Raw genomic sequence first — 23,551 nt, forward strand, 5'->3', positions numbered from 1 at the left:
CTTTGCCAGCTTCCGAAGAATTCCGGATGCTCGGCAGCATGAACAACGACTACGACGTGGTGATCATCGGTGGTGGCGTCGCGGGCCTCAGCGCGGCGCTGGTCCTGGGCAGGGCGCGGCGCAAGGTCGTCGTGATCGACGGCGGTACCCCGCGCAACGCGCCCGCCGCGCACGCGCACGGATTCCTGACCAGAGACGGCATCCCACCCAAAGAACTGCTGGCGAAAGGCCGCGCCGAGGTCCGCGGCTACGACGTCGAGATCGTCGACGACGTCGTCCACCGGTTGCGGCACGACAAGGCGGTGGAACTGGCGAGCGGAAGGGTCATCAGCGGCCGCCGGATCGTGGTGACCACCGGGCTGGCCGACGAACTGCCGGACGTCCCCGGCGTCGCGGAGCGGTTCGGCGCCGACGTGCTGCACTGCCCGTACTGCCACGGCTGGGAAGTGCGGGATCAGCGCTTCGGTGTGCTCGCCACCTCCGAGAACTCGGTCCACCAGGCGCTGATCGTCTGGCAGTGGAGCAAGGACTTGACCTTCTTCACGCATACGCGGCAGATCTCGGCCGAAGACCGGGCGAAGCTGACCGGGCTGGGCATCCGGATCGTCGACGGGAAGGTGTCCGAGCTGGCGGTCGGGAACGACCGGCTGACCGGTGTCCGGCTCGTCGACGGCGAATTCGTCGAACGCGATGTCGTGTTCGTCGGGCCGAGGTTCGTCCCGCACGACCGGCTTCTCGGTCAGCTCGGCTGCGCGCGCACCGAAAGCGGTTCGATCGCGGTGGACGCACAGGGCCGCACGAACGTGGACGGCGTCTGGGCGGCGGGGAACGTCGTCGATCCGATGGCGCAGCTGGTCGTCGCGGCCGGCGACGCCTACCGGATGGCGTCGGCGCTCAACTTCGATCTGGTGCTCGAGGATCAGGGCGCGACGCTGGCGTCCGCGTAGGCGTCGGCCGCGCTGAAGACTTCCTGGGCGTAGGACACGGCCGGATCGAACATCCGCATCGCCTTCCACCAGCCCTCCGGGGTGGCGACGTCGTCGCCGGCCGCGCACAGGTAACGGGAGGCGGCGAAGGCGGCGTCGTCGAGGTCCTCCGGGTCGGGCTGTTTGCCATCGCTCCTGGCCCGGGCGGCGTGCTTGGCCCAGACGTCGGGCGGCAGCGTGATCGGGCCCGGTCTGCCCTGCGCCGCCTCGACATGGGCGATACCCGCGAGAGTCGCCCACGAGAGGTGACAACCCGGCTTCTGCCGCCGAAGCCACATCTCGGCGCGGCCGTAAGCGGACAGATCGGTTTCGGCCAGGCGGGTCTTCCCCGCCACGCGTTTCGCCCAGATCTCGAGTTCGGCCGCGTCGGAAACGGTGGGCCGGTCGGGCGGCGCGGCGAGCCCGGCGCGCGGCGTCATCACCCCCGGTTGCGGTCTCTGGTCGGGGACCGCGAGGGCGGGCTGGGGCCGGGCAGGCGGGGGCGGTTCCTCCCCGCCCGGCCGGCTCACCCCGACGGTCATGATCAGGACCACACCCGTGAGCACGAGCCCGCCCGCGAAAGCGAGCCTCGGGACGTACGGCGGCAGAGGGTGCGCGAAGTGCTCCGGGGCGTCGGTGCTCGACTGGGTGGTTTCGGCCACCCGGTCAGGTTACTTCGCCACAATGCCGGGCGAAGACCCATTCGGCGCATGAAGCCGACTGACGGTGAAGCGAATCGACGATTCCGGCTGTCGCGGAACATCGGCACCGCGCACTTGACCTCCAGTCAAGTGGAGATCGCAGTCTGGATCCATGTTCAGTGAAGCGGAACTCGACTACCTCGCCACTCAGGGACTCGGACGGCTCGCGACGGCACAACCGGACGGCACGCTGCAGGTCAGCCCGGTCGGCTACACCTACAACACCGAGACCCGCACGATCGACATCACCGGCTACGACCTGGCGAAGAGCAAGAAGTTCCGGAACGTGGCCGCCAACGGGCAGGCCGCGTTCGTGGTGGACGACATGCCGTCGCAGGATCCGCCGAGGATCCGCTGCCTCGAGATCCGCGGCCGGGCCGAGGCGCTGACCGGTGCCACCACCCCCGACGGCCATCTCGACGGCGCGGTGATCCGGCTCCACCCGTCGCGGATCATCAGCCTCGGCGTCGACGACCCGGACCACGACCCGCTCGACCTCGTCCCGCACAACCGCGACGTCTGACCGGGGAAGGGAAAGGGGCGTTCCCGACGAATTTTGCCGGGAACGACCCTTTCTTCGACAGAGTCAGCGACGGGCACCGTAGACCGCGTAGGCACCGAAGCCCACAACGGCGAACACCACGGCGGTCCACAGAGCGGTCGCCACGCCGGCGGGTTGGAACAGCCAGGTCGCCACCAGGTCCACGGTGTCCGTACCCGACGACGCCACCGTCACCACAAAGGCGACCACGAGTGCGAACAGCGGCAACGTCCACCCGAAGGCCCCGCCGAACAGCACCGCGGCGAGCCCGGCGAGACCGAGCAGTCCGGCCGTGTTCCGCACGATGATCTCCAGCGGAACCCGCTCCGCCTCCCACAGCCGCGGCAGGAGCACGGCTCCGACGCCGAGGCCGCCGATCACCAGCAGATGCAGGCCACGACGGGGAATCCACCGGATCGCCGCGGTCCGGTCGAGATCGACGTCCTGCCCGCTCAGCCCGGTGGCCAGTACCGCGACCGCCACCGCGAGCGCCAGGGAAACCGGGATCTCCGACCAGCGGTCCCGGGCCAGGAACCACAGCACGGCCATGCTCACCACCAGCACCGCGAACGACGCGGGCAGGGCACGCGAGCGCGCGTACAGCACCGCCCACCTCATCGGGTGCCGCCGAGGAGGATCTCGAGTTGGTCGCCCTCGCAGGTCAGGCCCGCCTGCCGGTGCGCGATGATCCGCGTGCGCTGCACGTCGGACGGCAAGGCACGGAAGGTCTCCCAATCGCGGAGGACCTCGTTCTTCTTCTCCTCGCTCAGCCAGGAACCGTCGAGCATCTTCCACTCACCGAGGAACCAGCTCGACGAAATCGACCGCGCGGTGAGTTCGTCCAAAAAGGCCCTGTCGGCGCCGTAGAGGGTGTAGCAGGTCGCCGTCCCGGCGCCGGCGACCAGTGCCCGCGTCATGGCGTCCGAATCCTCGGCCGAGCGGAAGGACCAATCCAGCAAATCCACGAAGAGGGTGTCGGCGGCACGCGGCGGCACCTCGTCGGAAGCCACCCGCCGGTTCAAGGCCGTGACCCTGACCGGCGCGTCCGGCAGTGTCCCCAAGAGCCGCAACGCCTCTTTGCCAGGCCCGGCGAACCGGGCGAGGTCGGGTTCGAGCAGGCGGGGAACACAGACCGGGCCGTCGCAGACCATCGCCGTCGCGCGCGGATCGACGGTCTTGGCCTCGGCGTAGGTCGCGGGCAGGATGGGCGTCGCGATCGCGACCGCCACCAGCGCGGGGACGACGGAGAGTGCCTTCGAGCGCTTGGAGCGGGCCGCCAGCAAGAGGAATCCGGTCGCGGCCAAGCCGGCGAGCCAGATTCCCTGGCCGAGATCCACCCGGCTCGCGGTGGTGATGAACGGATCGTTGGTGACGTCCATCGCGGGAGAGAGCGAAGAGACCCTGGCCGGAACAGCGCCCATGAGCACGCTGCCCTCCGACCCGGCGATCTGGAGCACGATCACGGTCACGAGCGTGGCCACGGCCACCGCCGGCGCGGTCAGCGGATGCGGCAGCAACCGGCCGATCCCCAGCCCGAGCCAGGCCCCCGCGAGCATCGCGAGCACGCCGACCACGACTATCGGCAGCCAGCCGAAGGTGAAGAACGGACCGCTGAAGATCACTTGGACGGCACCGACGGCGAAGATCAGCAGATAGCCCAGCACGAGCAGTCCGCCCAGCGCGCCGGCGAGTTTCGCGGCCCGGTGCCAGCCGGGCCGCGGCGTCGTGGTGAGGAGTTCGACCATCCCGGACCGACTGTCCCGCATGCCTTGGACGACCCCGGCGCCGATCGCGATCGGCCACAGGAAGACGAGCAGGAACCGGCTCCATTCCGCGGCGGGGACCCAGTTCTCGGTCCAGGCGAGCGGCGCCTTCGACCACGGCCCGCTGAACGAATACAGGAAGCCGAACGCGACGACGAGGATGGCGAGCGTCGCCCAGGGGGCGATGGAGCGGCGGATCTCGGTCCGCAGGATACGGACGTTCACCAGTTCCCCCTCCCCGGCTCGTGCCCCAGCAGCGCCGAGTAGCCGCGCTCGATCGGGCTGTCGCCGACGTGTTCCTCGCTCCCGGCCGCGGCCAGTTCGTCCGGAGTGCCCTGGAAGACCAGTTTCCCGTTTTCGAACAGGACGACGTCGGTGCAGGCCGTGGCGACGTCCTCGACGAGATGCGTCGAGACGACCACGCAGGCGTCACGGCCGATTTCCTGAAGGAGGTCCCGGAACCGCACGCGCTGCGCCGGGTCGAGTCCGGCGGTCGGCTCGTCCAGCAGGAGGATGTCCGGATCGTTCACGATCGCCTGCGCGATCCCGACCCGCCGCACCATGCCGCCGGACAGCGTCTTCATCCGGTCGTCGGCGCGATCGGCGAGACCGACCCGTTCGATCGACCGCTGCACCGCCCCCGGGATGTCCTCTTTCGCCATTTCCTTCAGCCACGCGATGTACTCGACGAACTCGCGGACGGTGAAGCGCTTGTAGAACCCGAAATTCTGCGGCAGGTAGCCGATACGACGGCGCAGGCGGCGCTGATCGGTGAACCCCCCGACGGATTCACCGAGCAGCGCCAGCCCTCCCTCCGCCGGCCGGAGCACCGTCGCCAGTGCCCGGATCAGCGTGGTCTTCCCCGCCCCGTTCGGGCCGAGCAGACCGTGCACCCCCGTGCCGAGTTCCAGGTCGAGCCCGTTCACGGCGAACTTGCGTTTGCCGACCCGGACCTTCAGTCCCTCCGCCTTGATCTGCCACGCGTAGGTCGTCGACGCGACCTCCGCGGCCCCGACAGCACGCATCATGTTCTCCCCTTCGTTCATCGTTCGGATCCGGTGAGCAGGCCGAAGACGCTCCGCCGGAGCACCACCACGGCCGCGGTCAGCGCGAAGATCGCGCCCCACACCGGGAGCAGCCGGGGTTCGAGCGCGGTGGCACGTCCTTGCGAAGCCACCGCGGGCGCCAGGATCACCGCCACCCAGACCCCGGCGAGGACACAGGCCGCCCGTACCACCCCGATCAGCCCGCCGAGCGCGAGCGTCCCGGTGGTGAAGGCCAGGCTCGGCAGGAGACCGAGCCCGAATCCGCCGTCGCCGAGCCAGCCCGAGAGGGCCTGGATCGGCAACACGACGGCGAGGACCGCCGTCGTCCGGCGCAGCAGCAGGTAGAGCCCGGCCCTCGGCGTGGAAGTGACGAGTTCGTAGGCGGGATCGAGCCCCTTGGACCACGAGACCGCGACCCCGAGCACCGGCAGCAGCGGTGAGAAGAGCTGGGCGAAGGAGTAGTTCTCGCTCGCCGTCCACCCAGCCCAGTCCAGGACGAATCCGAGTGCCGGGATCAGGACGATCATCACCAGCCAAGGCAGCATCACCGGCGTCACCCAGGTGTGCAGCCATCCGGTCCACCGAGTTCGCATCGGCCCCGGCCCCGCCTCGGCGAGCTTCGTGTCCAATCCGGCCCAGACCTCGTCCACCAGCGCCGACACCGCCGGCATGCCGACCGCGGACAGCCTCCCCCGGCATTCCGCGCACTTTTCGAGATGGGCTTCGACCGCCCAGACCTCGTCACCGGCCAGACCGCCGTCCCCGTGGACGTAACCGGCGAGAAGCTTTTCGGACACGTGTTCCTTGTTCACGACAGCGCCTCCCGCATCGCGATCCGAGCCCGCCTCGCGCGGGTTTTGACGGTTCCTTCCGGCAGGCCGAGCAGGACCGCGGTCTCGCGGACGGTCAGCCCGTCGAGCACCATGGCCTGCAGGACCTGGCGTAGTTCGGGAGCGAGCCGGCGCAACGCGTCGCCGACGTGGTCACCGACCGCACCGGCCAGCGCCTCGTCTTCGGCGGCGGGCGCGACGGCCGTTTCGGCGATCGGCGGTGGCTGCGCGTATTTCGCCCGGCGGCGGAACGCGTCGACCAGCCGCCGCGCGGCGATCGTCCACAGCCAGCCGACGGCGCTCCCGCCGACGGCCGAACCGGCGAACGCCCCCGCCGCACGCCAGACCGCGAGGTAGGTCTCCTGCATCACCTCGGCGACGATCTGCTCGTCGGCGCAGCGACGGCGCAGGCGCACGGCCAGCCACGGCGACGTGCGGCGGTAGAGCTCCTCGAACGCCGCCCGGTCACCTTTGGCGGTGCGGCGGACGAGCTGCTCCTCGTCCGGTTCCGTTCCCTTCACATCCGGCAAGACGCGGAGGCCGCCGAACCGGTTCTCACTCGATTGTGTTCCGCGTCACAGCGGCTTCGGCGTTCGGGCCCAGTCGTCAGGAAGTCGGCCAGAACTTGCGCCAGCCGTCGGCCTCCAGCGTCGCCGGTTCCACACCGGCGTCGCGCGCGGCCTGTTCGGCATCGCGGATTTCGCGCGCGAACCGCTTCGCCACCGCACGGAGCTCACCTTCGGGATCGATTCCCGCCCTGCGCGCGATCGCGGCCACCCGGAACAACTGGGCCGCCGCTTCGGAACCTTCGGGGAACAGGTCGAGCGGGATCCCGGCCCGGCCGCTGCGCTGGCCGAGCTTCCCGGCGAGCGCCACGGCGGGCTGGCCGAGCGCGACGCCGTCCACAATGGACTGGCGGCTCTTCTCGGCCTGTTTCAGTTCTTCCCACTTGAGGTTCTGGTCGCTGACGGTCTCGACCCGTGGAGCGTCGGCGAAGACGTGCGGATGACGTCCGACGAGTTTCGCGACCAGTTCGGACGCGACCTCGTCGATCCCGAACGGATCATCCGCGTCTTCGCGGGCGACGCGGGCGTGGAACAGCACCTGGAGCAGGACGTCGCCGAGTTCCTCGCGCAAGGCGGCCCGGTCGCCCTCCTCGATCGCGTCGAGCAGTTCGTAGGTCTCCTCGACCAGGTACTGCCGCAGCGATTCGTGCGTTTGGACGGCGTCCCACGGGCATCCGCCCGGCGAGCGGAGGCGGTCCAGCACCTCGGCGGCCTCGACCAGCGGCGGAACGGGCGCTTCGAGCACCCGCGCCCCGGCCCCGATCAGCGCCGCGGCCCGGGGTTCCCGTCGCGAACCGGCGATGAGCACGAGGTCACGCACCTGCGTGTCTCCGAACGCCGGCACCCCGAAGACCTCGGGATCGACATCGGAGGCCGCGTACACGGCACCACTGCTTCGCAAGATCGGAAGTGCCGCTGCGGGCAGCGTCGCCCCGCGGGCGATCACGACGACGGCAGCGGTCACGGGTTTTGCGGGGCGGCACCGTGCACAGGCAGCACGATGCCCTTCTTCGAAGCTTCGTTGGGCGCGAGGTCCATGCCGACGACATCCCACACGCCGTAGCGCGGGTTCACCTTGAGGTCGACCTGGTCGAGGTACGACTGGAGGATCCGGACACCGACCTTCGCCAGCTGCTGAGCGTTGGGCCGCGCGGCCTGATCCGAAGCGACGGGCTTGTCCGAGGTCCGCTCGCGCACCACGACGACGACCCACAGCGGCTGCTGGGGTGTCGGCTTGAACGCGGCGACGGTGTTGGCTTCGAGACCGAACAGGACGGTGGCCGCGGTCGCGGGCGACTGCATCGCCGGCAGCTTCTGCCCGGTGCCCGCCTGCATGCCGGGCGTCTGCTCGTCCTGCGCGATCAGCTCGGCGGCCGCGTTCGGCGAGGCGGCGAAGCGCCGGGCCTTCTCGATCGCCTGCTCGCGCAGCTGGTCCGCGTCGGAACCGGTGGCGTCGGTCGAGGAGACCGAGCTGAAATCGAACGTGACGCTGAGCTTGTCCAGGTACTTCATCGCGAGCTGGGTCTGGATCGCCGCGTCGACCAGGGATTCACGGTGGTCCCGCACCCTCGCCACGAGCTGCTGGACGCTGAGCTCGGGATCGTCCTGCGGGTTGGCCTCCATCGGCTTCGCCAGCGGATCGTTCCGCAGCGCGTTCACCACGAGGGACTCGTCGACCCCGATGCCTTCCCGCCGAGCGGCGCGCTCGGTGAGGTCGTGCAGGATCTCCTGGCGGACGATCTCGCGGCCGACGAGGTCGAGCTTGTGCTCCTTGGCGAGCTGCTGTCCGTACGGGTGCTCACGAACGGCCTTGTCGATCAGCTGCTGCACGCGATCCACCGAAACGGTCCTGCCGTCGACGACCACCGCCGTGCCGACCTGCCCTGGTCCGGCGTTGCATCCGGCGAGCAGGAGAGAACCGGCAAGAACCCCGACCAGCGCGCGACGGCGCCCCATGATCCGCATCACAGCGCCTACCCTCTCACACCGCTCCTGGCGTGGAAACCGGTCGTGAGTGGCGATTCGGCTTCCGTCCCGCATCGCTTTGCGCCACGGCCTCCTACGCGACGGGTGCCGGCGACTTCATCAGATTCGTCAGCAGCTTCGCGCACCAGTCCAGCAGTTCCTCGTCCCGCAGTACCGGGGCGCCGATCCGGCCGCCCGCCGGGCCCTCGGTCGGCTTCGGCACGGAAACCGTGTTCGTCACCGCCTTGTAGAGAGCCTTGGGATACAAGCGCTTCAGCCGCACCAGCTGCGAATCCGCCAGCGACAGCGGCGCGAACCGGATCGACGTGCCCTGCACGGCGACCTCGGTGACCCCCGCCGCGCGGCAGGTGTGCCGGAACGCGGCGACGGCGAGCAGCCTCCGCACCGGAGCGGGCGGCTGGCCGTAGCGGTCGATCAATTCCTCGCGGACGGCGTCGAGCCCCGCCTGGTCGGGCGCGGCCGCGATCTTGCGGTACGCCTCCAGCCGCAGCCGCTCGCCGGGGACGTAGTCGTGCGGGATGTGCGCGTCCACCGGGAGATCGACCCGGACGTCGGCGAGTTCTTCCTCCTCCGGCGTGTCCGCGCCCGCGTGACGGCGGAACGCGTCGACCGCCTCGCCGACGAGCCGTACGTACAGATCGAAACCGACGCCCGCGATATGCCCGGACTGCTCGGCACCGAGGATGTTGCCCGCACCGCGGATTTCGAGGTCCTTCATCGCGACGGCCATGCCCGCGCCCAGTTCGGTGTTCTGCGCGATGGTCGCCAACCGGTCGTGCGCGGTCTCGGTGAGCGGCGCCTCCGGCGGGTACAGGAAGTACGCGTACCCGCGCTCTCGCCCACGCCCGACCCGGCCGCGCAGCTGGTGCAGCTGTGCGAGCCCCAGCAGGTCGCCGCGTTCCACGAGCAGCGTGTTCGCGTTCGAGATGTCCAGCCCGGTCTCGACGATCGTGGTGCAGACGAGCACGTCGTACTCGTTCTCCCAGAAGCCCTGGATGATCTTTTCGAGTTTGTCCTCGTTCATCTGCCCGTGCGCGGTGACGACCCGAGCCTCCGGAACCAGCTCGCGAATACGTTTCGCCGCCTTCTCGATCGAGGAAACCCTGTTGTGCACGTAGAAGACCTGGCCGTCGCGCAGCAACTCGCGCCGGATCGCGGCGCCGACCTGCTTGTCGTCGTACGCGCCGACGTAGGTCAGGATCGGGTGCCTGTCCTCGGGCGGGGTGAGGATCGTGGACATCTCGCGGATCCCGGCGAGCGACATCTCGAGTGTCCGCGGGATCGGCGTCGCCGACATGGTCAGCACGTCGACGTGCGTCCGCAGCGCTTTGATGTGTTCCTTGTGCTCGACGCCGAACCGCTGTTCCTCGTCGACGATCACCAGGCCGAGGTCCTTGTACCGGATCCCGGTCTGCAGCAGGCGATGGGTGCCGATCACGATGTCGACGTCACCGGAGGAAAGCTGTTCGAGAATCGCGTCGGACTCGGTCTTGTTCGTGAACCGTGAGAGCCCCCTGATCTTCACCGGGAACGAACTCATCCGTTCGGTGAAGGTGTTCAGGTGCTGCTGCGCGAGCAGGGTCGTGGGCACCAGCACCGCGACCTGCTTGCCGTCCTGCACCGCCTTGAACGCCGCCCGCACGGCGATCTCGGTCTTGCCGTAGCCGACGTCACCGCAGATGACGCGGTCCATCGGGACGCCGCGTTCCATATCCGCCTTGACCTCGTCGATCGCGGCGAGCTGGTCGTTGGTCTCGGTGAACGGGAAAGCGTCCTCGAGTTCGCCCTGCCACGGGGTGTCCTGCCCGAAGGCGTGTCCCGGCGCGGCCTGCCGCGCGGCGTAGAGCTGGACGAGCTCGGCGGCGATCTCCTTGACCGCCTTCTTCGCCTTGGCCTTGGTGTTCTTCCAGTCCGAGCCGCCGAGCTTGTTCAGCGTCGGCAGCTCGCCGCCGACGTAGCGGGAGACCTCGTCGAGCTGGTCGGTCGGCACGAACAGCCTGTCCCCCGGGTGCCCGCGTTTGGAGGAGGCGTACTCCAGCAGCAGGTACTCGCGGGTGGCGCCGGCGACGGTGCGCTGCACCATCTCGACGAACCGCCCGATGCCGTGCTGGTCGTGCACGACGTAATCGCCCGTCTTGAGGGCGAGCGGGTCCACGGCGTTGCGGCGCCGCGACGGCATCTTGGTGCTGAAGTCCTTTGTGGACGTCCCGGCGCCGGCGCCGCGGCCGGTCAGATCCGATTCGGACAGCACGACCAGTGCTCGCTCCGGCGAGACGAAGCCGTCCGAAAGGCCGCCGCAGGTCACCGTCACGACGCCGGGCGTCAACGGACCGGTGATGCCTTCCGCGAGCGACGCGGGCACGTCCCCCGCCGAAAGCTGCTCGACGGCGCGGGCCGCGGTGCCGTGCCCGGCGACGACGAGGACCGCCGTCCCGCCCGCGGCCGTGTGCGCGCGCAGATCGGTCGTCGCCCGCTCGACCTCGCCGCGGTAGTTCGGGGCGGCCTCGATCGAGACGCGGTAGACGTCGGGATCGTCGGTGGCCAGCTGCGTCAGCGTCCACCAGGGGCGCTTCGTCTCTTGAGCGTGCTTCGCGATCTCCGCGAGGTCCCGGTACGCCGACGCGCCGAGGTCGATCGGTGCCTGCCCGCCCGCGGCGGCCGTCGTCCAGGACGCTTCGAGGAACTCCTGCCCGGTGCGGACCAGGTCGGCCGCGCGGGCGCGGATCTTCTCCGGATCGGCCAGCAGGACATGTGTGCCCTGCGGCATCGCGTCGGTCAGCAGGTCCAGCTCGCCCTCGCACAGCACCGGGATGAGCGCCTCCATGCCTTCGACGGGAATCCCGCCGGAAAGCTTGGTGAGCATCTCGGTGAGCTGGGCGTCCGCCTCGTACGTCGTCGCCAGCTCGGCGGCCTTCGCGCGCACCGGCTCGGTGAGCAGCAACTCACGGCACGGCGGCGCGCTGACGTGCCGGATCTCCCCCGGCAGCGACCGCTGGTCGGACACCGCGAACGCGCGGATCTCGCTGACCTCGTCGCCCCAGAACTCGACTCGCACCGGATGCTGCGCCGTCGGGCCGAACAGGTCGAGGATGCCGCCGCGCACGGCGAACTCGCCGCGCTTCTCGACCATGTCCACCCGGGTGTAGGCGAGCTCGACCAGCCGCTCCAGCAGCCCGTCGAAGCTCTGCTCCTCGCCGACCACCAGATCGACCGGGGCGAGCGAGCCGAGGCCGGGCGCCATCGGCTGGATGAGGCTGCGGACGGTCGCGACGACGACGCGCAGGCCGTCGGCGCCCGTTTCGAGCCGGTGGAGCACCTCCAGCCGCCGCCCCACGGTGTCCGCCCGCGGGGACAGCCGCTCGTGCGGCAGCGTCTCCCAGGACGGGAAGTCGGCGACGGCGCCTTCGCCGAGGAACGACTTCAGCGAAGCGGTCAGCTCGTCGGCCTCGCGGCCGGTGGCGGTCACCGCGAGCACGGGGCGACCGGCGCCCTCGTCCGCGGCGAGGGCGCCCGCGACCAGCTGGCGGGTGGCGATCGCGCCCTGGAGTTCGAGCACCGGGGCACCGGCCCGCTCCACGACCCCGCGCAGGGCCGGATCGGGAAGGATGGAATGAAGGAGTCCGGACAATGGAGCGTTTGTCACCGTCCCAGCCTACGTGGGGGCACCGACAGTCCGCCGCGCGATTACCCGGGCAGTGCGCCGGCCACCTTCGTGAGCTGCTCGCCGAACTCGGCCGGTTCCTGTGTCGCGACGCGGATCAGGACGTGTTCGGCGCCCGCGGCCTGGTATTCCCGCAACCTGTCGGCGACTTGCGCCGCGCTCCCGGCGATCTGCACCTGGATCTTTTCGACGAAGTCCAGCGGAACGCCGTAATTCCGCTGCGCGTAGTCCTCCAGCCGCTCGCGTGCCCTGATCGGGTCATTCTCGATGAGGACAGTCGCGAACAACGCGGCCGTCACGGGGCGGACGGCCGCTTCGCGGATCTTCGCGAGCCCGTCGGCGTAGTCCGCGACGTCGGGCGGGTACGGCAACCAGCCGTCGTAGAGCCGTCCCGCGCGGTCCAGCGCACCCGGTGTGAAGGCGGCCAGCCACACCGGCGGACCCCCGGGACGATGCGGCTCCGGGTACTCCGGAAGCGTTTCGTAGTGCAAGACCTCGCCGTGGAACGGGCCGCTCTTCCCGCTCCAGACGTGCCGCCACAACGCGACGATGTCGTCGAGCCGGGCGCGGCGGCGTTCCCACGGAACGCGGGTGAAAGCGAATTCGGGTTCGCTGCGGCCCGCGAAACCCGCGCCGACGCCGAGGGTGATCCGGCCTCGGCTGAGCAGGTCGAGCGAGAGGATCGCGTTCGCGGAAAGGACCGGATCGCGCAACGCCGGAAGCAGCGCGGCGGTGCCGAGGGTGACCCGTTCGGTGGTGGCGGCGAACGCGCCGAGCAACGTCAACGGATCGACGGGCGCCCGTGCGAGAGTGTCGCCGACCCACACGGAATCGAAGCCGAGGCGTTCGGCTTCGACGGCGATGGCGACCATTTCTGGCGCGGTGCGCCCGGCGTCGAGGATGGACCGATAGGTGGGGACGACCAGACCGAATTCCATGCCGGAAGCATCACCGTGGCGGGGAATCGTCTCAATTCCTTCGAGGGAATGGCGGCGCCGCGTGCGACTCGGCCAAGATGACGACCATGGTTTCCGGATTCGGCCCCGCGCTCCGGGGCTGGCGCGAGCGACGGCGGTTGTCCCAGCTGGAACTGGCGCTCCGGGCCGGAACCACCCAGCGGCACGTGAGTTTCCTGGAGGGCGGCCGGTCGATCCCCGGCCGCGGCCTGGTGCTGCGCGTCGCGGAATCACTCGAACTCCCGCTCCGGGAACGCAACGGCCTGCTCCTCGCGGCCGGGTTCGCCCCCGGATTCCCCGAAACCGAATTGACCGACCCGAGGCTGCGGCCGGTCCTCGACGGTATGCGGCGGCTGCTCGACGGGCACCGGCCGTATCCGGCCATCGTGGTCGACCGGTACGGCGTGCTCGTCGCCCGCAACGACGCGCTCGACCTGCTCTTCGAGGACGTGGCGCCGGAACTGCTGGAGGAACCGGTCAACACCCTGCGGCTCGCGCTGCATCCGAAGGGGATGGCTCCGCGGGTGCTGAACCTCGCGGACTGGGCGCGGCACATCCTGGAACGGCTGACGCAGGAGATCGCGCAAGCGCCCGACGAGCGGCTCGCTGAACTGCTGATCGAACTCAAAGGTTACGTTCCGGAGCCGGGCCCGCCCGGGCCCGATCACCTCGGCTTCGCGGTGCCGATGCGCCTGTCCACTTCGGCGGGTGAACTGCGCCTGATCACGGCCATCACGACGTTCACGTCCGCCGCCGACGTCACGGTGTCGGAATTGAAACTGGAGACGTTCCTTCCCGCCGACGCCGAGACCGCCGCGATCCTCACCGGATGACCGGTTCGTTGCCTCGCGGGTGATGGACGAGGCTGGCATGCTGATGCCATGCGCAGAACCGCCGTCGTCGCGTTCACGTCCCTGTTCTTGCTGGTCACGGCCTGTTCCGGGGCGTCGAGCGAATCGGTGCAGAGCGCGCCGCCGGTCGCCTCGAAGCCCGCCGTGACGGCGCTCAAGGTCGAGCAGGTGACGGCCGGGCTCGAACACGGCTGGGACGTCGGCTTCCTGCCGGACGGGAAGATCCTCGTCACCCAGCGCCCCGGGAAGCTGGCCCTAATCGACGGCGGCACGAAACGTGACGTCGCCGCCGACTTTTCCGACGTCCACGTACGCGGCGAAGGCGGTCTGATGGGGATGGTGATCAGCAAGGACTTCGCGACGTCGCGTGAGTTCATCACCTGCCAGACCCACAAGGAGAGGGACAAGGCCGTCGACATCCGGCTGGTCACCTGGCGGCTTTCCGACGACGGCGCGAACGCCACGAAGGTCAAGGACCTGCTGACCGGGTTGCCGGTGAACGCCAGCGGCAGGCATTCGGGCTGCCGTCCCGCGTTCGGCGCGGACGGCGCCCTGCTCGTCGGCACCGGCGACACGGCCCGCCCGCAGCACCCGCAGGACCGGACGAGTCTCGGCGGCAAGGTGCTGCGTATCGACGCGAAGACGGGCAACGCGTTGCCGGACAACCCGTTCATCTCGTCGGCGAACCCGAACGAGCAACGCGTGTTCACCTTCGGGCACCGCAACGTCCAGGGTCTCACGGTGCGGCCGGGCACCGGACAGGTGTTCACCGCCGAGCACGGGCCGACCATCGACGACGAGGTCAACCTGGAACGCGCGGGCGCGAATTACGGCTGGGACCCGTCGAAGGGCGGCACCGAGACCGGCTACGACGAAGGCGTGCCGATGACCGACAAACAACGCTTCCCGGACGCCGTCGGTCCTGTGTGGACGACCGGTGAGATCACCGAAGCCATCTGCGGCGCGGACTTCCTCACCGGATCGCAATGGGGCCCGCTCGAAGGTTCGCTCGCCGTGACCGCGTTGAAGGGGCAGAAACTCCTGCTGTTCCGCCTCGACGACACCGGCAAGGTCACCGAAGTGACGCTCCCGCCGGAGTTCGACGACAAGTTCGGCAGGCTCCGCGCCGTCCGCGGCGGCCCGGACGGCGCGCTCTACATCACGACTTCGGAAGGCGAGGACGACAAGCTGCTCCGCGTCACCCCCGGCGCCTAGCGGCCGAGGTGCGCGCCGCCGTTGACGTGGACGACCTGCCCGGTGACATGCCGTGCTTCCGGGCTCGCCAGGAAGGCCACCACTTCGGCGACGTCCGCGGGCTCGCCGGCGCGTTTGGTCAGTGTGGTGCCGATCAGCCACGCCCGGCGCTCGTCGGAGAGCCGGCCCCGGAAGAACTCGGTGTCGCCGACCAGTCCCGGCGCGACGATGTTCGCGGTGATCCCCCGCGGCCCGAATTCCCTTGCCACGTCGACGTTCCATGCTTCCAGCGCGGCCTTGGCGGCACCGTAGGAACCGGCTCCGGTGTGGGCGGCGATCGAGCCGATGGTGACGATCCGCGCGCCGTCCGCGAACCTTTCCCGCAAGGCGCGGGTGACCAGTACGGCACTGAACACGTTCGCGTCGAGGTTGGCCTGCCAGTGCGCGGCGAACGCTTTCAGGTCTCCAGCCGGTCCGTTCCGGAAATCGGTGTTCCCGCCCGCGTTGTTGACCAGGACGTCGACGTGCTCCGGCAGGTCGGCCAGTGCCCGCTCCACCGCGTCCGGGTCGGCCGCGTCGAACGGGACCGGGTGCGCGCCGAGCAACGTGGCGGCCTCGGTGAGGACTTGTTCGCGTCGGCCGGTGATCGTCACCCGGTCGCCTCGCGCGGCGAACACCGCCGCGACCGCGTAGCCGATTCCCGTTCCGCCGCCGGTGATCACGACTTCCCTGTGCTTCCCCATACCTCCAGCATAGGGACACTAGGCTTGCCCGTATGACGAAGATCGACCCGGCGACGACCGCGCTCGTGCTGATCGACCTGCAGACGCGGATCGTGGCACTGGAGACCGTCCCCCTCGAAGGCACCGAAGTCGTCTCGAACGCCGTCCTGCTGCGAGAAGCCTTCAGCGCGGCGGGATCTCCGGTCGTCCACGTGCGGGCGCACCGGCCGAACGTCGACGAGCAGCCGCCCGGTAGTGAACTGGTCACCGAGCTCACGCCCCGCGAGGGCGAGCACCTGGTCACCAAACACACGATCGGCGCCTTCTACGGCACCGGGCTCGACGACCTCCTGCGCGGGCTCGGCGTGAAGACGCTGGTGCTCGCCGGCATCGCCACGGAGTACGGCGTCGAATCGACGCTGCGCGCCGCGATCGACCACGCCTACGAGACCATCGCCGTCTCCGACGCGATGGCGGGTATCGCCGCGATCTCCCACGAATCGGCGATCACGAAGGTGTTCCCGCGACTGGGCGAAGTGCTCACGACCACCGAGACCGCCGCGGCGCTGGGCTGAACCGTGATCGACAAGATCGCTTGGCTGCACCTGGTGGACGGCCGGATCCTGAGCACCCGCTCTCGCGGCAAGTCCGTGTTCTACCTGCCCGGTGGCAAACGTGAACCCGGCGAAAGCGACGCCGAGACGCTGATCCGGGAAATCCGCGAGGAACTGACCGTCGAGATCGATCCGGCCAGTATCGAGCCCGCCGGGGTCTTCGAAGCGCAGGCCGATGGGCACGCGTCGGGACTCCTCGTCCGGATGACCTGCTACACCGGCGAATTCAGCGGAACACTCGCGGCCAGCAGCGAGATCGACGAGGTCGAGTGGCTCGGTCATACGGACAGGGACCGGGTCTCCGCGGTGGACAAGATCATCTTCGACCACCTGCGGGACACCGGCCTCCTGCGCTGACGAGCGCTACTCGAGCTTGACCAGGCACAGCACCCGCGCCTGCGGGAGCCCGCCGCCGGACCGCTGCCCAGCGATCTTCCCGTCGGTCGACGGCACCTGGGTGCACACGGTGCCGTCGTCGAGGAGGACCGCCGTGCTCTTCTCGATGGCGAGCACCTTGTAGGCGGCGTTCACGCAGTCCACCTTCGTGAGTTTCTTCGTCTCGACCACATCGGCGGGAAGGCAGTCACCGACGACCGGCGGCCGCTCACCCGGATTCTTCAGATTTCGAGGCACGACAAGGCGCCGTCACTGCTGTCCTTCTTCCCCCGGAAGAAGGACGCATCGGTCGTCGGATGGTCGTCGCATTCGGATCCATCCGAAAGCTTCAGTCCGATTTCGGACTTTCCGTCCTGTTCGCCGACGACCTTGAAGTTTCGCGTCCGGCGTTCCGCGTTCGGCTTTCTCGAAGCTGTCCGCGTTGCCGACGTCGCCCTTCAAACAGGCGCCGACCGAAGATGCCCAGCCGCTGATCTTCATGGGGGCCTAGCGCTCATCGCGGGGAAAACGTCATGGCCGCGCGACGCAGGTCTCAGTACAACCGCAGCTTCGGTTTGTGTTCCAAATTGGACAGACCGTTCCACGCCAGGTTGACCAGATGCGCGGCGACCTCGTCGCGCTTCGGCTTCCGGGCGTCGAGCCACCATTGCCCGGTCAACGCGACCATCCCGACGAGCGCCTGCGCGTACAGCGCGGCCAGCTTCTCGTCGTAACCCCGCGCGGCGAACTGCTGCGCGAGGATGTGCTCGACCTGGCTGGCGATGTCGTTCAGCACCGTCGAGAACGTGCCCGTCGAACTCGCGACCGGCGAATCCCGCACCAGGATGCGGAAGCCGTCGTGCGAGTCCTCGACGTAGGAGAGCAACGCGATCGCCGCCTGCTCCAGCATCACCCTCGGATGTCCACCGTGGAGGGTGGAGACCATCCGGTCGAGCAGCAGTTGGGTCTCGCGGTCGACGACGACGGCATAGATGCCTTCCTTGCCGCCGAAATGTTCGTACACCACCGGTTTGGAGACGTTCGCGCGGTGCGCGATCTCCTCGACGGACGTGCCCTCGAAACCCTTCTCCGCGAACAGGGCCCTGGCGACGTTGAGCAGTTGCTGCCTGCGCTCGGTCCCTGTCATCCGCACCCTGGCCACCGGGGCGACAGGACGCGCCCCGGTGACCGCTTCACGTTTGGTCCGCCTTCTCCCCGCCATCGCAGAAGACTAGCGTGACCTCGCTATTTGCTTTCAGCGGCGATGCGCGCGAGGCGCTGTGGAGTCGGCCAGCGCACGTCGTAGGCCCAGCCGAACTTCTCGAACATCCAGATGAGCCGCGCGGAGATGTCGATCTGGCCGCGCTGCACACCGTGCCGTGCCGAGGTCGGGTCGGCGTGGTGCAGGTTGTGCCACGACTCGCCGAAGGAGAAGATCGCCAGCGGCCAGAAGTTGGCCGACTTGTCGCGGGCGGCGAACGGGCGCTCACCGATCATGTGGCACACCGAGTTGACCGACCAGGTCACGTGGTGCAGCACGCAGACGCGCACCAGCCCGGCCCAGAAGAAGGCGGTCACCGCGCCCCAGAACGACCAGGTGATCAGTCCACCGAGGATCGCGGGCAGCACCAGGGTGAGCAGGCTCCACAGCCAGAACAGGTCGTCGACCTTCTTGATGGCCGGGTCCTTCACCAGGTCCGGCGCGAACCGCTCCGCGTTGGTCTGGTCGCGGTCGAACAGCCAGCCCATGTGCGCGTGCCAGAAACCCTTGGCGATGGCGACCGGAGTGGTGCCGAACAGCCACGGCGAATGCGGGTCGCCGTCGCGGTCGGAGAAGGCGTGGTGGCGCCGGTGGTCGGCGACCCAGGTGATCACGGGGCCCTGGACGGCCATGCTGCCGGCGATCGCCATCGCGACGCGCAGCCACGGCTTGGCCTTGAACGAGCCGTGCGTGAAGTAGCGGTGGTACGAAACGGTGATACCGAGTCCGCTGATCGCGTAGAAGACCACGAACAGGCCGACATCGACCCAAGTCAGTCCCCAGCCCCAGGCGAACGGGACGGCCGCGAGCAGCGCGGCGAGCGGGAAGACGACCCCGAGGTACACCGAGAGCTGAACGCCACTCGATCGATGTCCTTCGATTACCGGCTTGGGGCCCTTCGCGGGCTTCTGGGAACGGTCCAGGGTAGCCGTCATGCAGTCACTTCTTTTCTATGCGCAACCCTCAGGGCTTCCCTAAGGGTGACCTTACCTACGTTTCCGTAAGTTACGGTACAGGAGGTTTCGTCCCCTGTGGAGTGCCCGCGAAGGTGAGGCAACCCCCGGGCGCACACGGGCGTCCCCGGCATGGCTATCCTGACCAGGATCGATCCGCCGTAGTGTAATCGGCAGCACTTCAGATTTTGGTTCTGACAGTTCAGGTTCGAATCCTGGCGGCGGAGCAGACGAACAGATGACCAGCGGCGTTTCCGACGGTGGGGGTGGGTGCGGCTGACCGAGGACGCGACGACCAGCGGCAGGCGGCCGGCGCTTGCGGAGATGTCCGACGCCTGGCTTCATGGCCGCGCGCGCGAACTCGGGGCGGCCATCCAGCGCGTCAGCTTCGCCGAACAGCTGGACATCGTCACCAGCCTCGACGAACTCCTCGACGAGACGCAGCGCCGCGGTGAGCCCTTGCTGGTCGCCCAGCTGTTGCGTTACTCGGCGATGGCGAGGCTGGTCACCCGCGGTCTCGCCGCCGAAGCCGAACCCAGGCTCGACGAGATGCTCGCGCACACCAGGCGGCACGGTCTCGCGTTGATGCGGGCCGACGCGCACGCCATGCGCGGCCGCCGTCTGGTGATCGCCAAACAGGAGGACGCCGCCCTCACCGAGATCGCCAGGGCACTGGCCATCCTCGACGACTCCGCCGTCCCCGATCGCCAGGTCGGCAGGCGCAACTGGGACCGGATGCTCTCCACGACCCTGGTCGACTGCTGGCTGGTGCTGAACCAGCTGGGCGTCTACGAGGCGGCCGAGGAGGCCATCGCCCGCGCCGCGCAGGCGATCCGGGACAGCGCGAGCCCGCACGAGATCGCGCTCCAGCTGATCAACCGGGTCAAGATGCTGCTGGGCTGGGGCCTGCGGCTCGAACGCATCGAGCGCTACGACGAAGGAGCGGACAAGTTCCGCACCGCGGCGTCGATGGCGCAGGCGGCCGAAGGCCCGTTCACCGAGTCGCTGTTCCCGCGCAAGGCCGGGGTGCCCGCGATCGACCAGGTCGGCGTCCTCGCCGCGGCGGCCGCGCTGGCCTCCCCCGATTCCTCCCATATCGAGCGGTTGGGCTCGTTGCTGCATCCGGAACTGGTGTTCCCGCACGAACGCGAGATCATCGCCATCGCGCTGGCCCGTTGCCTGGACAACGAGGGTCGCCGCGAAGACGCGCTGCAGGTGCTCAAGGACGTTCGCGAGGACAACGAAGAAGGCTCGCTGCCGTCGATGCGGTTGAACCTCGCCCGCGAGCTGGCCAGGCTCGACACCACCCCGGACTACGCGTCCGGGGCGAGCCAGTCGCTGATCGACTACGCGACCATCCTGGAAACGGAGATGTGGTCGCTGCGGGAATCCCAGATCGCCACGCTCAACGCGCGCCGGGAGCACGAACGCCTGTCCGCCGAGCACGGCGCGATCACCCAGCAGGCATTGCAGGATCCGCTCACCGGGCTGCCGAACCGGCGCGCGCTCGACGAAAAGCTGCGGTCGCTGGCGTCGTCCGCCGACGCCCAGCCGCTCGCGGTCGCGCTGGTCGACCTCGACGGATTCAAGGACGTGAACGACAAGCAGTCGCACGCCGAGGGGGACAACGTGCTCCGTGTCATCGCGAGCACGCTGCGCGACGCCCTGCGCGGCGACGACGTCGTCGCCCGCTACGGCGGAGACGAGTTCATCGTGCTTCTACCTGGGGCTCCGGCCTCGGCGGCGAAGCAGGCGCTCGGTCGTTCTGTGAATGCCGTCGCATCTCTGCCGCACCACCTTTCGCACGGCGTCACCCTCTCCGTCGGGCTCGTTTCGCTTCGGCCGCAGGAGCGGGCCGAACAGGTCCTGGCACGCGCCGATGCGGCCATGTACCAGGCGAAACGCGGTGGCGGGAACCAGGTCTCGTCGGTGAACTCGATGGCCATCGATCCGACGACCGGATGGCCCGGTGAGGATGCTCCGACCGACCCCGCGTGGGACGCCGGGCAGCCCACGTAGGATCAATGCCCGACAACCACCGTTGGTGAAATGTTGGGAGTGCCGTGACCGGCCCGCTGAGCACGTTGATCCTCGCCGCGGGTGAGGGCACCCGCATGCGCTCGTCCACCCCGAAGGTGCTGCACCCGATCGCCGGCCGCCCCTTGGTCGAGCACGCGGTCCGGGCCGCGGCGGGACTGAGCCCGGACCATCTGGTCGTGGTCGTCGGCCACGGTCGCGACTCGGTCGGCGCGCGGCTGGCGAAGGTCGGCGAGGCACTCGGCCGCGAGGTCGTCACAGCCGTCCAGGAAGAACAAAAGGGGACCGGGCACGCCGTCTCGTGCGCGCTCTCGGCACTACCGGCCGGACTGACCGGCACCGTCGTCGTCAGCTACGGCGACGTCCCGCTGCTCGACACCGAAACGCTGTCTTCCCTGGTCGCCGAGCACACCTCCACCGGCGACGCGGTCACCGTGCTGACCGCGATGGTCGAGGACCCGACCGGCTACGGCCGCATCGTCCGCGACGAGAACGGCGTCGTCACCTCGATCGTCGAGCAGAAGGACGCCACCCCCGAACAGCGCGAAATCGCCGAAATCAACTCCGGCGTCTACGCCTTCGACGCCGCGATCCTGGTCGACGGGCTCTCGAGGCTTTCGACGGACAACGCGCAGGGCGAGCTCTACCTCACCGACGTCCTCGGCATCGCCCGCGGTGACGGCAAGGGCGTCGGCGCGCTGGTCATCGACGACCCGTGGGTGACCGAAGGGGTCAACGATCGCGTGCAGCTCTCCGTCCTCGGCGCCGAATTGAACCGCCGCATCGTCCGCGGCTGGCAGCGCGCGGGCGTCACCGTCGTCGACCCGGCGAGCACCTGGATCGAGGCGGGCGTGACCCTGTCGCGCGACGTCGTCATCGAGCCCGGCGTACAGCTGAAGGGTTCGACGTCGGTCGGCGAGGGCGCGCTGATCGGCCCGGACAGCACCCTGGAGAACGTGTCCGTCGGCGCGGGAGCGTCGGTGGTGCGGACGCACGGTTCGGATTCGGAATTGGGCGACGGCGTGAAGGTCGGCCCGTTCACCTACCTGCGCCCCGGTTCCAAACTGGGGACCAAGGGCAAACTCGGCGCGTTCGTCGAAACGAAGAACGCCGACATCGGCGCCGGGACGAAGGTTCCGCACCTGACCTACGTCGGCGACGCGACCATCGGCGAGAACAGCAACATCGGGTGTTCCAGCGTCTTCGTCAACTACGACGGCGTGAACAAGCACCACACCACGATCGGCTCCCACGTGCGGCTCGGCGCGGACAACACGTTCGTCGCCCCGGTGACCATCGGTGACGGTGCCTACAGTGGTGCGGGCACCGTGATCAGGCAAGACGTGCCCCCGGGCGCGCTCGCCGTGTCCACCGGGCCGCAACGCAACATCGAGGACTGGGTGCCCCGGCGCAGGCCGGGCACACCCGCGGCGGAAGCAGCTTCCGCCGCGAAGCAGGACACCACCGCCGTGTCCGATTCGAACAAGGGAAACGACGGGGAGTCGCCAGCATGAGCTCGAAGTCCGGAACACCGAAGAAGAACCTGATGCTCTTCTCCGGGCGCGCACATCCGGAACTAGCGGAAGAGGTCGCCAAGCACCTCAACGTGTCGGTCGTTCCGCAGACCGCGCACAACTTCGCCAACGGGGAGATCTTCGTCCGGTTCAACGAATCGGTGCGCGGGACCGACGCGTTCGTGATCCAGAGCCACCCGGCGCCCATCAACGAGTGGGTGATGGAGCAGCTGATCATGGTGGACGCCCTCAAGCGCGCGAGCGCCAAGCGGATCACCGTGATCATGCCGTTCTACCCCTACGCGCGGCAGGACAAGAAGCACAAGGGCCGCGAGCCGATCTCCGCGCGCCTGATCGCGGACCTGTTCAAGACCGCGGGCACCGACCGGATCATGACGGTCGACCTGCACACCGCGCAGATCCAGGGCTTCTTCGACGGCCCCGTCGACCACCTGCTCGCGCAGAACGTGCTGGCCGCGCACATCAACAAGACCTACCAGAACGAGAACATCACCGTCGTCTCGCCGGACTCGGGCCGGGTGCGGCTCGCCGAGAAGTGGGCGGCGCAGCTGGGTGACCGGCCGATCGCCTTCATCCACAAGACCCGTGACCCGGACAAGCCGAACCAGGCCGTCGCCAACCGCGTCGTCGGCAAGGTCCGCGGCCGGCTTTGCGTGCTGATCGACGACATGATCGACACCGGCGGCACGATCGTGAAGGCCACCGAGGCCCTGCTCGACGAAGGCGCGGCCGACGTCGTCATCGCCTCGACCCACGGCATCCTGTCCGACCCCGCCACCGAGCGGCTGTCGAACTGCAAGGCGCGCGAGGTGATCGTCACCAACACGCTGCCGATCCCGGAGGCGAAGCGGTTCCCGGGCCTGACCGTGCTGTCCATCGCGCCGCTGCTGGCGCAGGCCATCCAGCAGGTCTTCGAGGACGGGTCGGTCACGTCCCTCTTCGACGGCAACGCCTGACCCCATCGCAGCGAGGGACCTTTGCTGTCGCTCTCTTT

The 23,551-nt window shown here is 69.1% G+C and carries 23 protein-coding genes and 1 tRNA gene; 10 read left to right on the forward strand and 14 right to left on the reverse strand.

Annotation, left to right across the window (positions count from 1 at the left end; translation table 11 throughout):
* Positions 1 to 26: 26 nt before the first annotated feature.
* The gene (locus P3102_RS31870; protein ID WP_346660148.1) at positions 27 to 947 is read left to right on the forward strand and encodes an NAD(P)/FAD-dependent oxidoreductase; all 921 of its coding nucleotides are present in this window, start codon (positions 27 to 29) and stop codon (positions 945 to 947) included.
* Here P3102_RS31870 and P3102_RS31875 read toward each other — a convergent pair.
* On the reverse strand, positions 920 to 1,627 hold the full coding sequence (locus P3102_RS31875) for a murein transglycosylase (RefSeq protein WP_276364236.1): 708 nt from the start codon (positions 1,625 to 1,627) through the stop codon (positions 920 to 922). The two genes, P3102_RS31870 and P3102_RS31875, sit on opposite strands and share 28 nt — an antisense overlap.
* A 151-nt stretch (positions 1,628 to 1,778) precedes the next feature.
* On the opposite strand from P3102_RS31875, the gene P3102_RS31880 reads away from it, so the two are divergent.
* A complete protein-coding gene (locus P3102_RS31880; protein WP_276364238.1) occupies positions 1,779 to 2,189 on the forward strand; it encodes a PPOX class F420-dependent oxidoreductase in 411 nt (136 codons plus the stop codon).
* A 63-nt stretch (positions 2,190 to 2,252) separates the two neighbouring features.
* On the opposite strand, the gene P3102_RS31885 is transcribed toward P3102_RS31880, so the two are convergent.
* The 9 genes from P3102_RS31885 to P3102_RS31925 all read right to left on the reverse strand — a co-directional run bounded on the left by P3102_RS31885 (position 2,253) and on the right by P3102_RS31925 (position 12,997).
* Positions 2,253 to 2,813 carry a hypothetical protein gene (locus P3102_RS31885; RefSeq protein ID WP_276364239.1) on the reverse strand — a complete coding sequence of 187 codons (561 nt, stop codon included), beginning with the start codon at positions 2,811 to 2,813 and terminating at the stop codon, positions 2,253 to 2,255.
* Between the two features lie 8 nt (positions 2,814 to 2,821).
* On the reverse strand, positions 2,822 to 4,195 hold the full coding sequence (locus tag P3102_RS31890; protein ID WP_276364241.1) for a hypothetical protein: 1,374 nt from the start codon (positions 4,193 to 4,195) through the stop codon (positions 2,822 to 2,824).
* Positions 4,192 to 4,995, reverse strand: a complete 804-nt coding sequence (locus P3102_RS31895; RefSeq protein WP_276364242.1) for an ABC transporter ATP-binding protein — start codon at positions 4,993 to 4,995, stop codon at positions 4,192 to 4,194. The genes P3102_RS31890 and P3102_RS31895 overlap by 4 nt, the downstream gene beginning before the upstream one ends.
* Positions 4,996 to 5,012: 17 nt before the next feature.
* Positions 5,013 to 5,828: a zf-HC2 domain-containing protein gene (locus tag P3102_RS31900; RefSeq protein WP_276364244.1), complete on the reverse strand. Its 816-nt coding sequence runs from the start codon at positions 5,826 to 5,828 to the stop codon at positions 5,013 to 5,015.
* A complete protein-coding gene (locus P3102_RS31905; RefSeq protein WP_276364245.1) occupies positions 5,825 to 6,367 on the reverse strand; it encodes an RNA polymerase sigma factor in 543 nt (180 codons plus the stop codon). The genes P3102_RS31900 and P3102_RS31905 overlap by 4 nt, the downstream gene beginning before the upstream one ends.
* A gap of 85 nt (positions 6,368 to 6,452) precedes the next feature.
* The gene (locus P3102_RS31910) at positions 6,453 to 7,376 is read right to left on the reverse strand and encodes a MazG family protein (RefSeq protein WP_276364247.1); all 924 of its coding nucleotides are present in this window, start codon (positions 7,374 to 7,376) and stop codon (positions 6,453 to 6,455) included.
* Positions 7,373 to 8,377: a hypothetical protein gene (locus P3102_RS31915; RefSeq protein WP_276364249.1), complete on the reverse strand. Its 1,005-nt coding sequence runs from the start codon at positions 8,375 to 8,377 to the stop codon at positions 7,373 to 7,375. The genes P3102_RS31910 and P3102_RS31915 overlap by 4 nt, the downstream gene beginning before the upstream one ends.
* Positions 8,378 to 8,471: 94 nt before the next feature.
* Positions 8,472 to 12,026, reverse strand: coding sequence for a transcription-repair coupling factor (gene mfd / locus P3102_RS31920; RefSeq protein ID WP_276371452.1), 3,555 nt, complete (start codon positions 12,024 to 12,026; stop codon positions 8,472 to 8,474).
* A 56-nt stretch (positions 12,027 to 12,082) separates the two neighbouring features.
* The gene (locus P3102_RS31925; protein ID WP_276364250.1) at positions 12,083 to 12,997 is read right to left on the reverse strand and encodes an LLM class flavin-dependent oxidoreductase; all 915 of its coding nucleotides are present in this window, start codon (positions 12,995 to 12,997) and stop codon (positions 12,083 to 12,085) included.
* A gap of 86 nt (positions 12,998 to 13,083) precedes the next feature.
* Here P3102_RS31925 and P3102_RS31930 point away from each other — a divergent pair, with 86 nt between their 5' ends.
* Both P3102_RS31930 and P3102_RS31935 read left to right on the forward strand, forming a co-directional pair.
* Positions 13,084 to 13,848: a helix-turn-helix transcriptional regulator gene (locus tag P3102_RS31930; RefSeq protein WP_276364252.1), complete on the forward strand. Its 765-nt coding sequence runs from the start codon at positions 13,084 to 13,086 to the stop codon at positions 13,846 to 13,848.
* Positions 13,849 to 13,896: 48 nt separating this feature from the next.
* The gene (locus P3102_RS31935; protein WP_276364253.1) at positions 13,897 to 15,081 is read left to right on the forward strand and encodes a PQQ-dependent sugar dehydrogenase; all 1,185 of its coding nucleotides are present in this window, start codon (positions 13,897 to 13,899) and stop codon (positions 15,079 to 15,081) included.
* Here the strand turns inward: P3102_RS31935 and P3102_RS31940 are convergent.
* On the reverse strand, positions 15,078 to 15,803 hold the full coding sequence (locus P3102_RS31940) for an SDR family oxidoreductase (RefSeq protein WP_276364255.1): 726 nt from the start codon (positions 15,801 to 15,803) through the stop codon (positions 15,078 to 15,080). The genes P3102_RS31935 and P3102_RS31940 overlap by 4 nt on opposite strands.
* Before the next feature lie 32 nt (positions 15,804 to 15,835).
* Between P3102_RS31940 and P3102_RS31945 the strand changes: the two genes are divergently transcribed.
* Positions 15,836 to 16,357 (forward strand): isochorismatase family protein, encoded by a 522-nt coding sequence (locus P3102_RS31945; RefSeq protein ID WP_276364256.1) that lies wholly within the window; start codon positions 15,836 to 15,838, stop codon positions 16,355 to 16,357.
* A gap of 3 nt (positions 16,358 to 16,360) precedes the next feature.
* Entirely contained in the window at positions 16,361 to 16,753 is a 393-nt protein-coding gene (locus P3102_RS31950) for an NUDIX domain-containing protein (protein WP_276364258.1), read from the forward strand.
* Positions 16,754 to 16,759: 6 nt separating this feature from the next.
* On the opposite strand, the gene P3102_RS31955 is transcribed toward P3102_RS31950, so the two are convergent.
* The 3 genes from P3102_RS31955 to P3102_RS31965 all read right to left on the reverse strand — a co-directional run bounded on the left by P3102_RS31955 (position 16,760) and on the right by P3102_RS31965 (position 18,967).
* Positions 16,760 to 17,029: a hypothetical protein gene (locus P3102_RS31955; RefSeq protein WP_276364259.1), complete on the reverse strand. Its 270-nt coding sequence runs from the start codon at positions 17,027 to 17,029 to the stop codon at positions 16,760 to 16,762.
* 295 nt (positions 17,030 to 17,324) lie between these two features.
* Positions 17,325 to 17,918, reverse strand: coding sequence for a TetR/AcrR family transcriptional regulator (locus P3102_RS31960; RefSeq protein ID WP_076160226.1), 594 nt, complete (start codon positions 17,916 to 17,918; stop codon positions 17,325 to 17,327).
* 98 nt (positions 17,919 to 18,016) lie between these two features.
* Positions 18,017 to 18,967 carry an acyl-CoA desaturase gene (locus tag P3102_RS31965; protein WP_276364261.1) on the reverse strand — a complete coding sequence of 317 codons (951 nt, stop codon included), beginning with the start codon at positions 18,965 to 18,967 and terminating at the stop codon, positions 18,017 to 18,019.
* Positions 18,968 to 19,140: 173 nt separating this feature from the next.
* On the opposite strand from P3102_RS31965, the gene P3102_RS31970 reads away from it, so the two are divergent.
* From P3102_RS31970 to P3102_RS31985, 4 genes are all read left to right on the forward strand, one after another.
* Positions 19,141 to 19,212: transfer RNA gene (locus tag P3102_RS31970), tRNA-Gln, on the forward strand.
* 43 nt (positions 19,213 to 19,255) lie between these two features.
* Positions 19,256 to 21,004 carry a GGDEF domain-containing protein gene (locus P3102_RS31975; RefSeq protein ID WP_276364263.1) on the forward strand — a complete coding sequence of 583 codons (1,749 nt, stop codon included), beginning with the start codon at positions 19,256 to 19,258 and terminating at the stop codon, positions 21,002 to 21,004.
* 44 nt (positions 21,005 to 21,048) lie between these two features.
* The gene (gene glmU, locus P3102_RS31980) at positions 21,049 to 22,536 is read left to right on the forward strand and encodes a bifunctional UDP-N-acetylglucosamine diphosphorylase/glucosamine-1-phosphate N-acetyltransferase GlmU (protein ID WP_276364264.1); all 1,488 of its coding nucleotides are present in this window, start codon (positions 21,049 to 21,051) and stop codon (positions 22,534 to 22,536) included.
* A complete protein-coding gene (locus P3102_RS31985; RefSeq protein WP_276364266.1) occupies positions 22,533 to 23,513 on the forward strand; it encodes a ribose-phosphate diphosphokinase in 981 nt (326 codons plus the stop codon). The genes glmU and P3102_RS31985 overlap by 4 nt, the downstream gene beginning before the upstream one ends.
* Positions 23,514 to 23,551: the final 38 nt, after the last annotated feature.

The organism is Amycolatopsis sp. QT-25, from assembly GCF_029369745.1.
Classification (GTDB): Bacteria; Actinomycetota; Actinomycetes; order Mycobacteriales; family Pseudonocardiaceae; genus Amycolatopsis.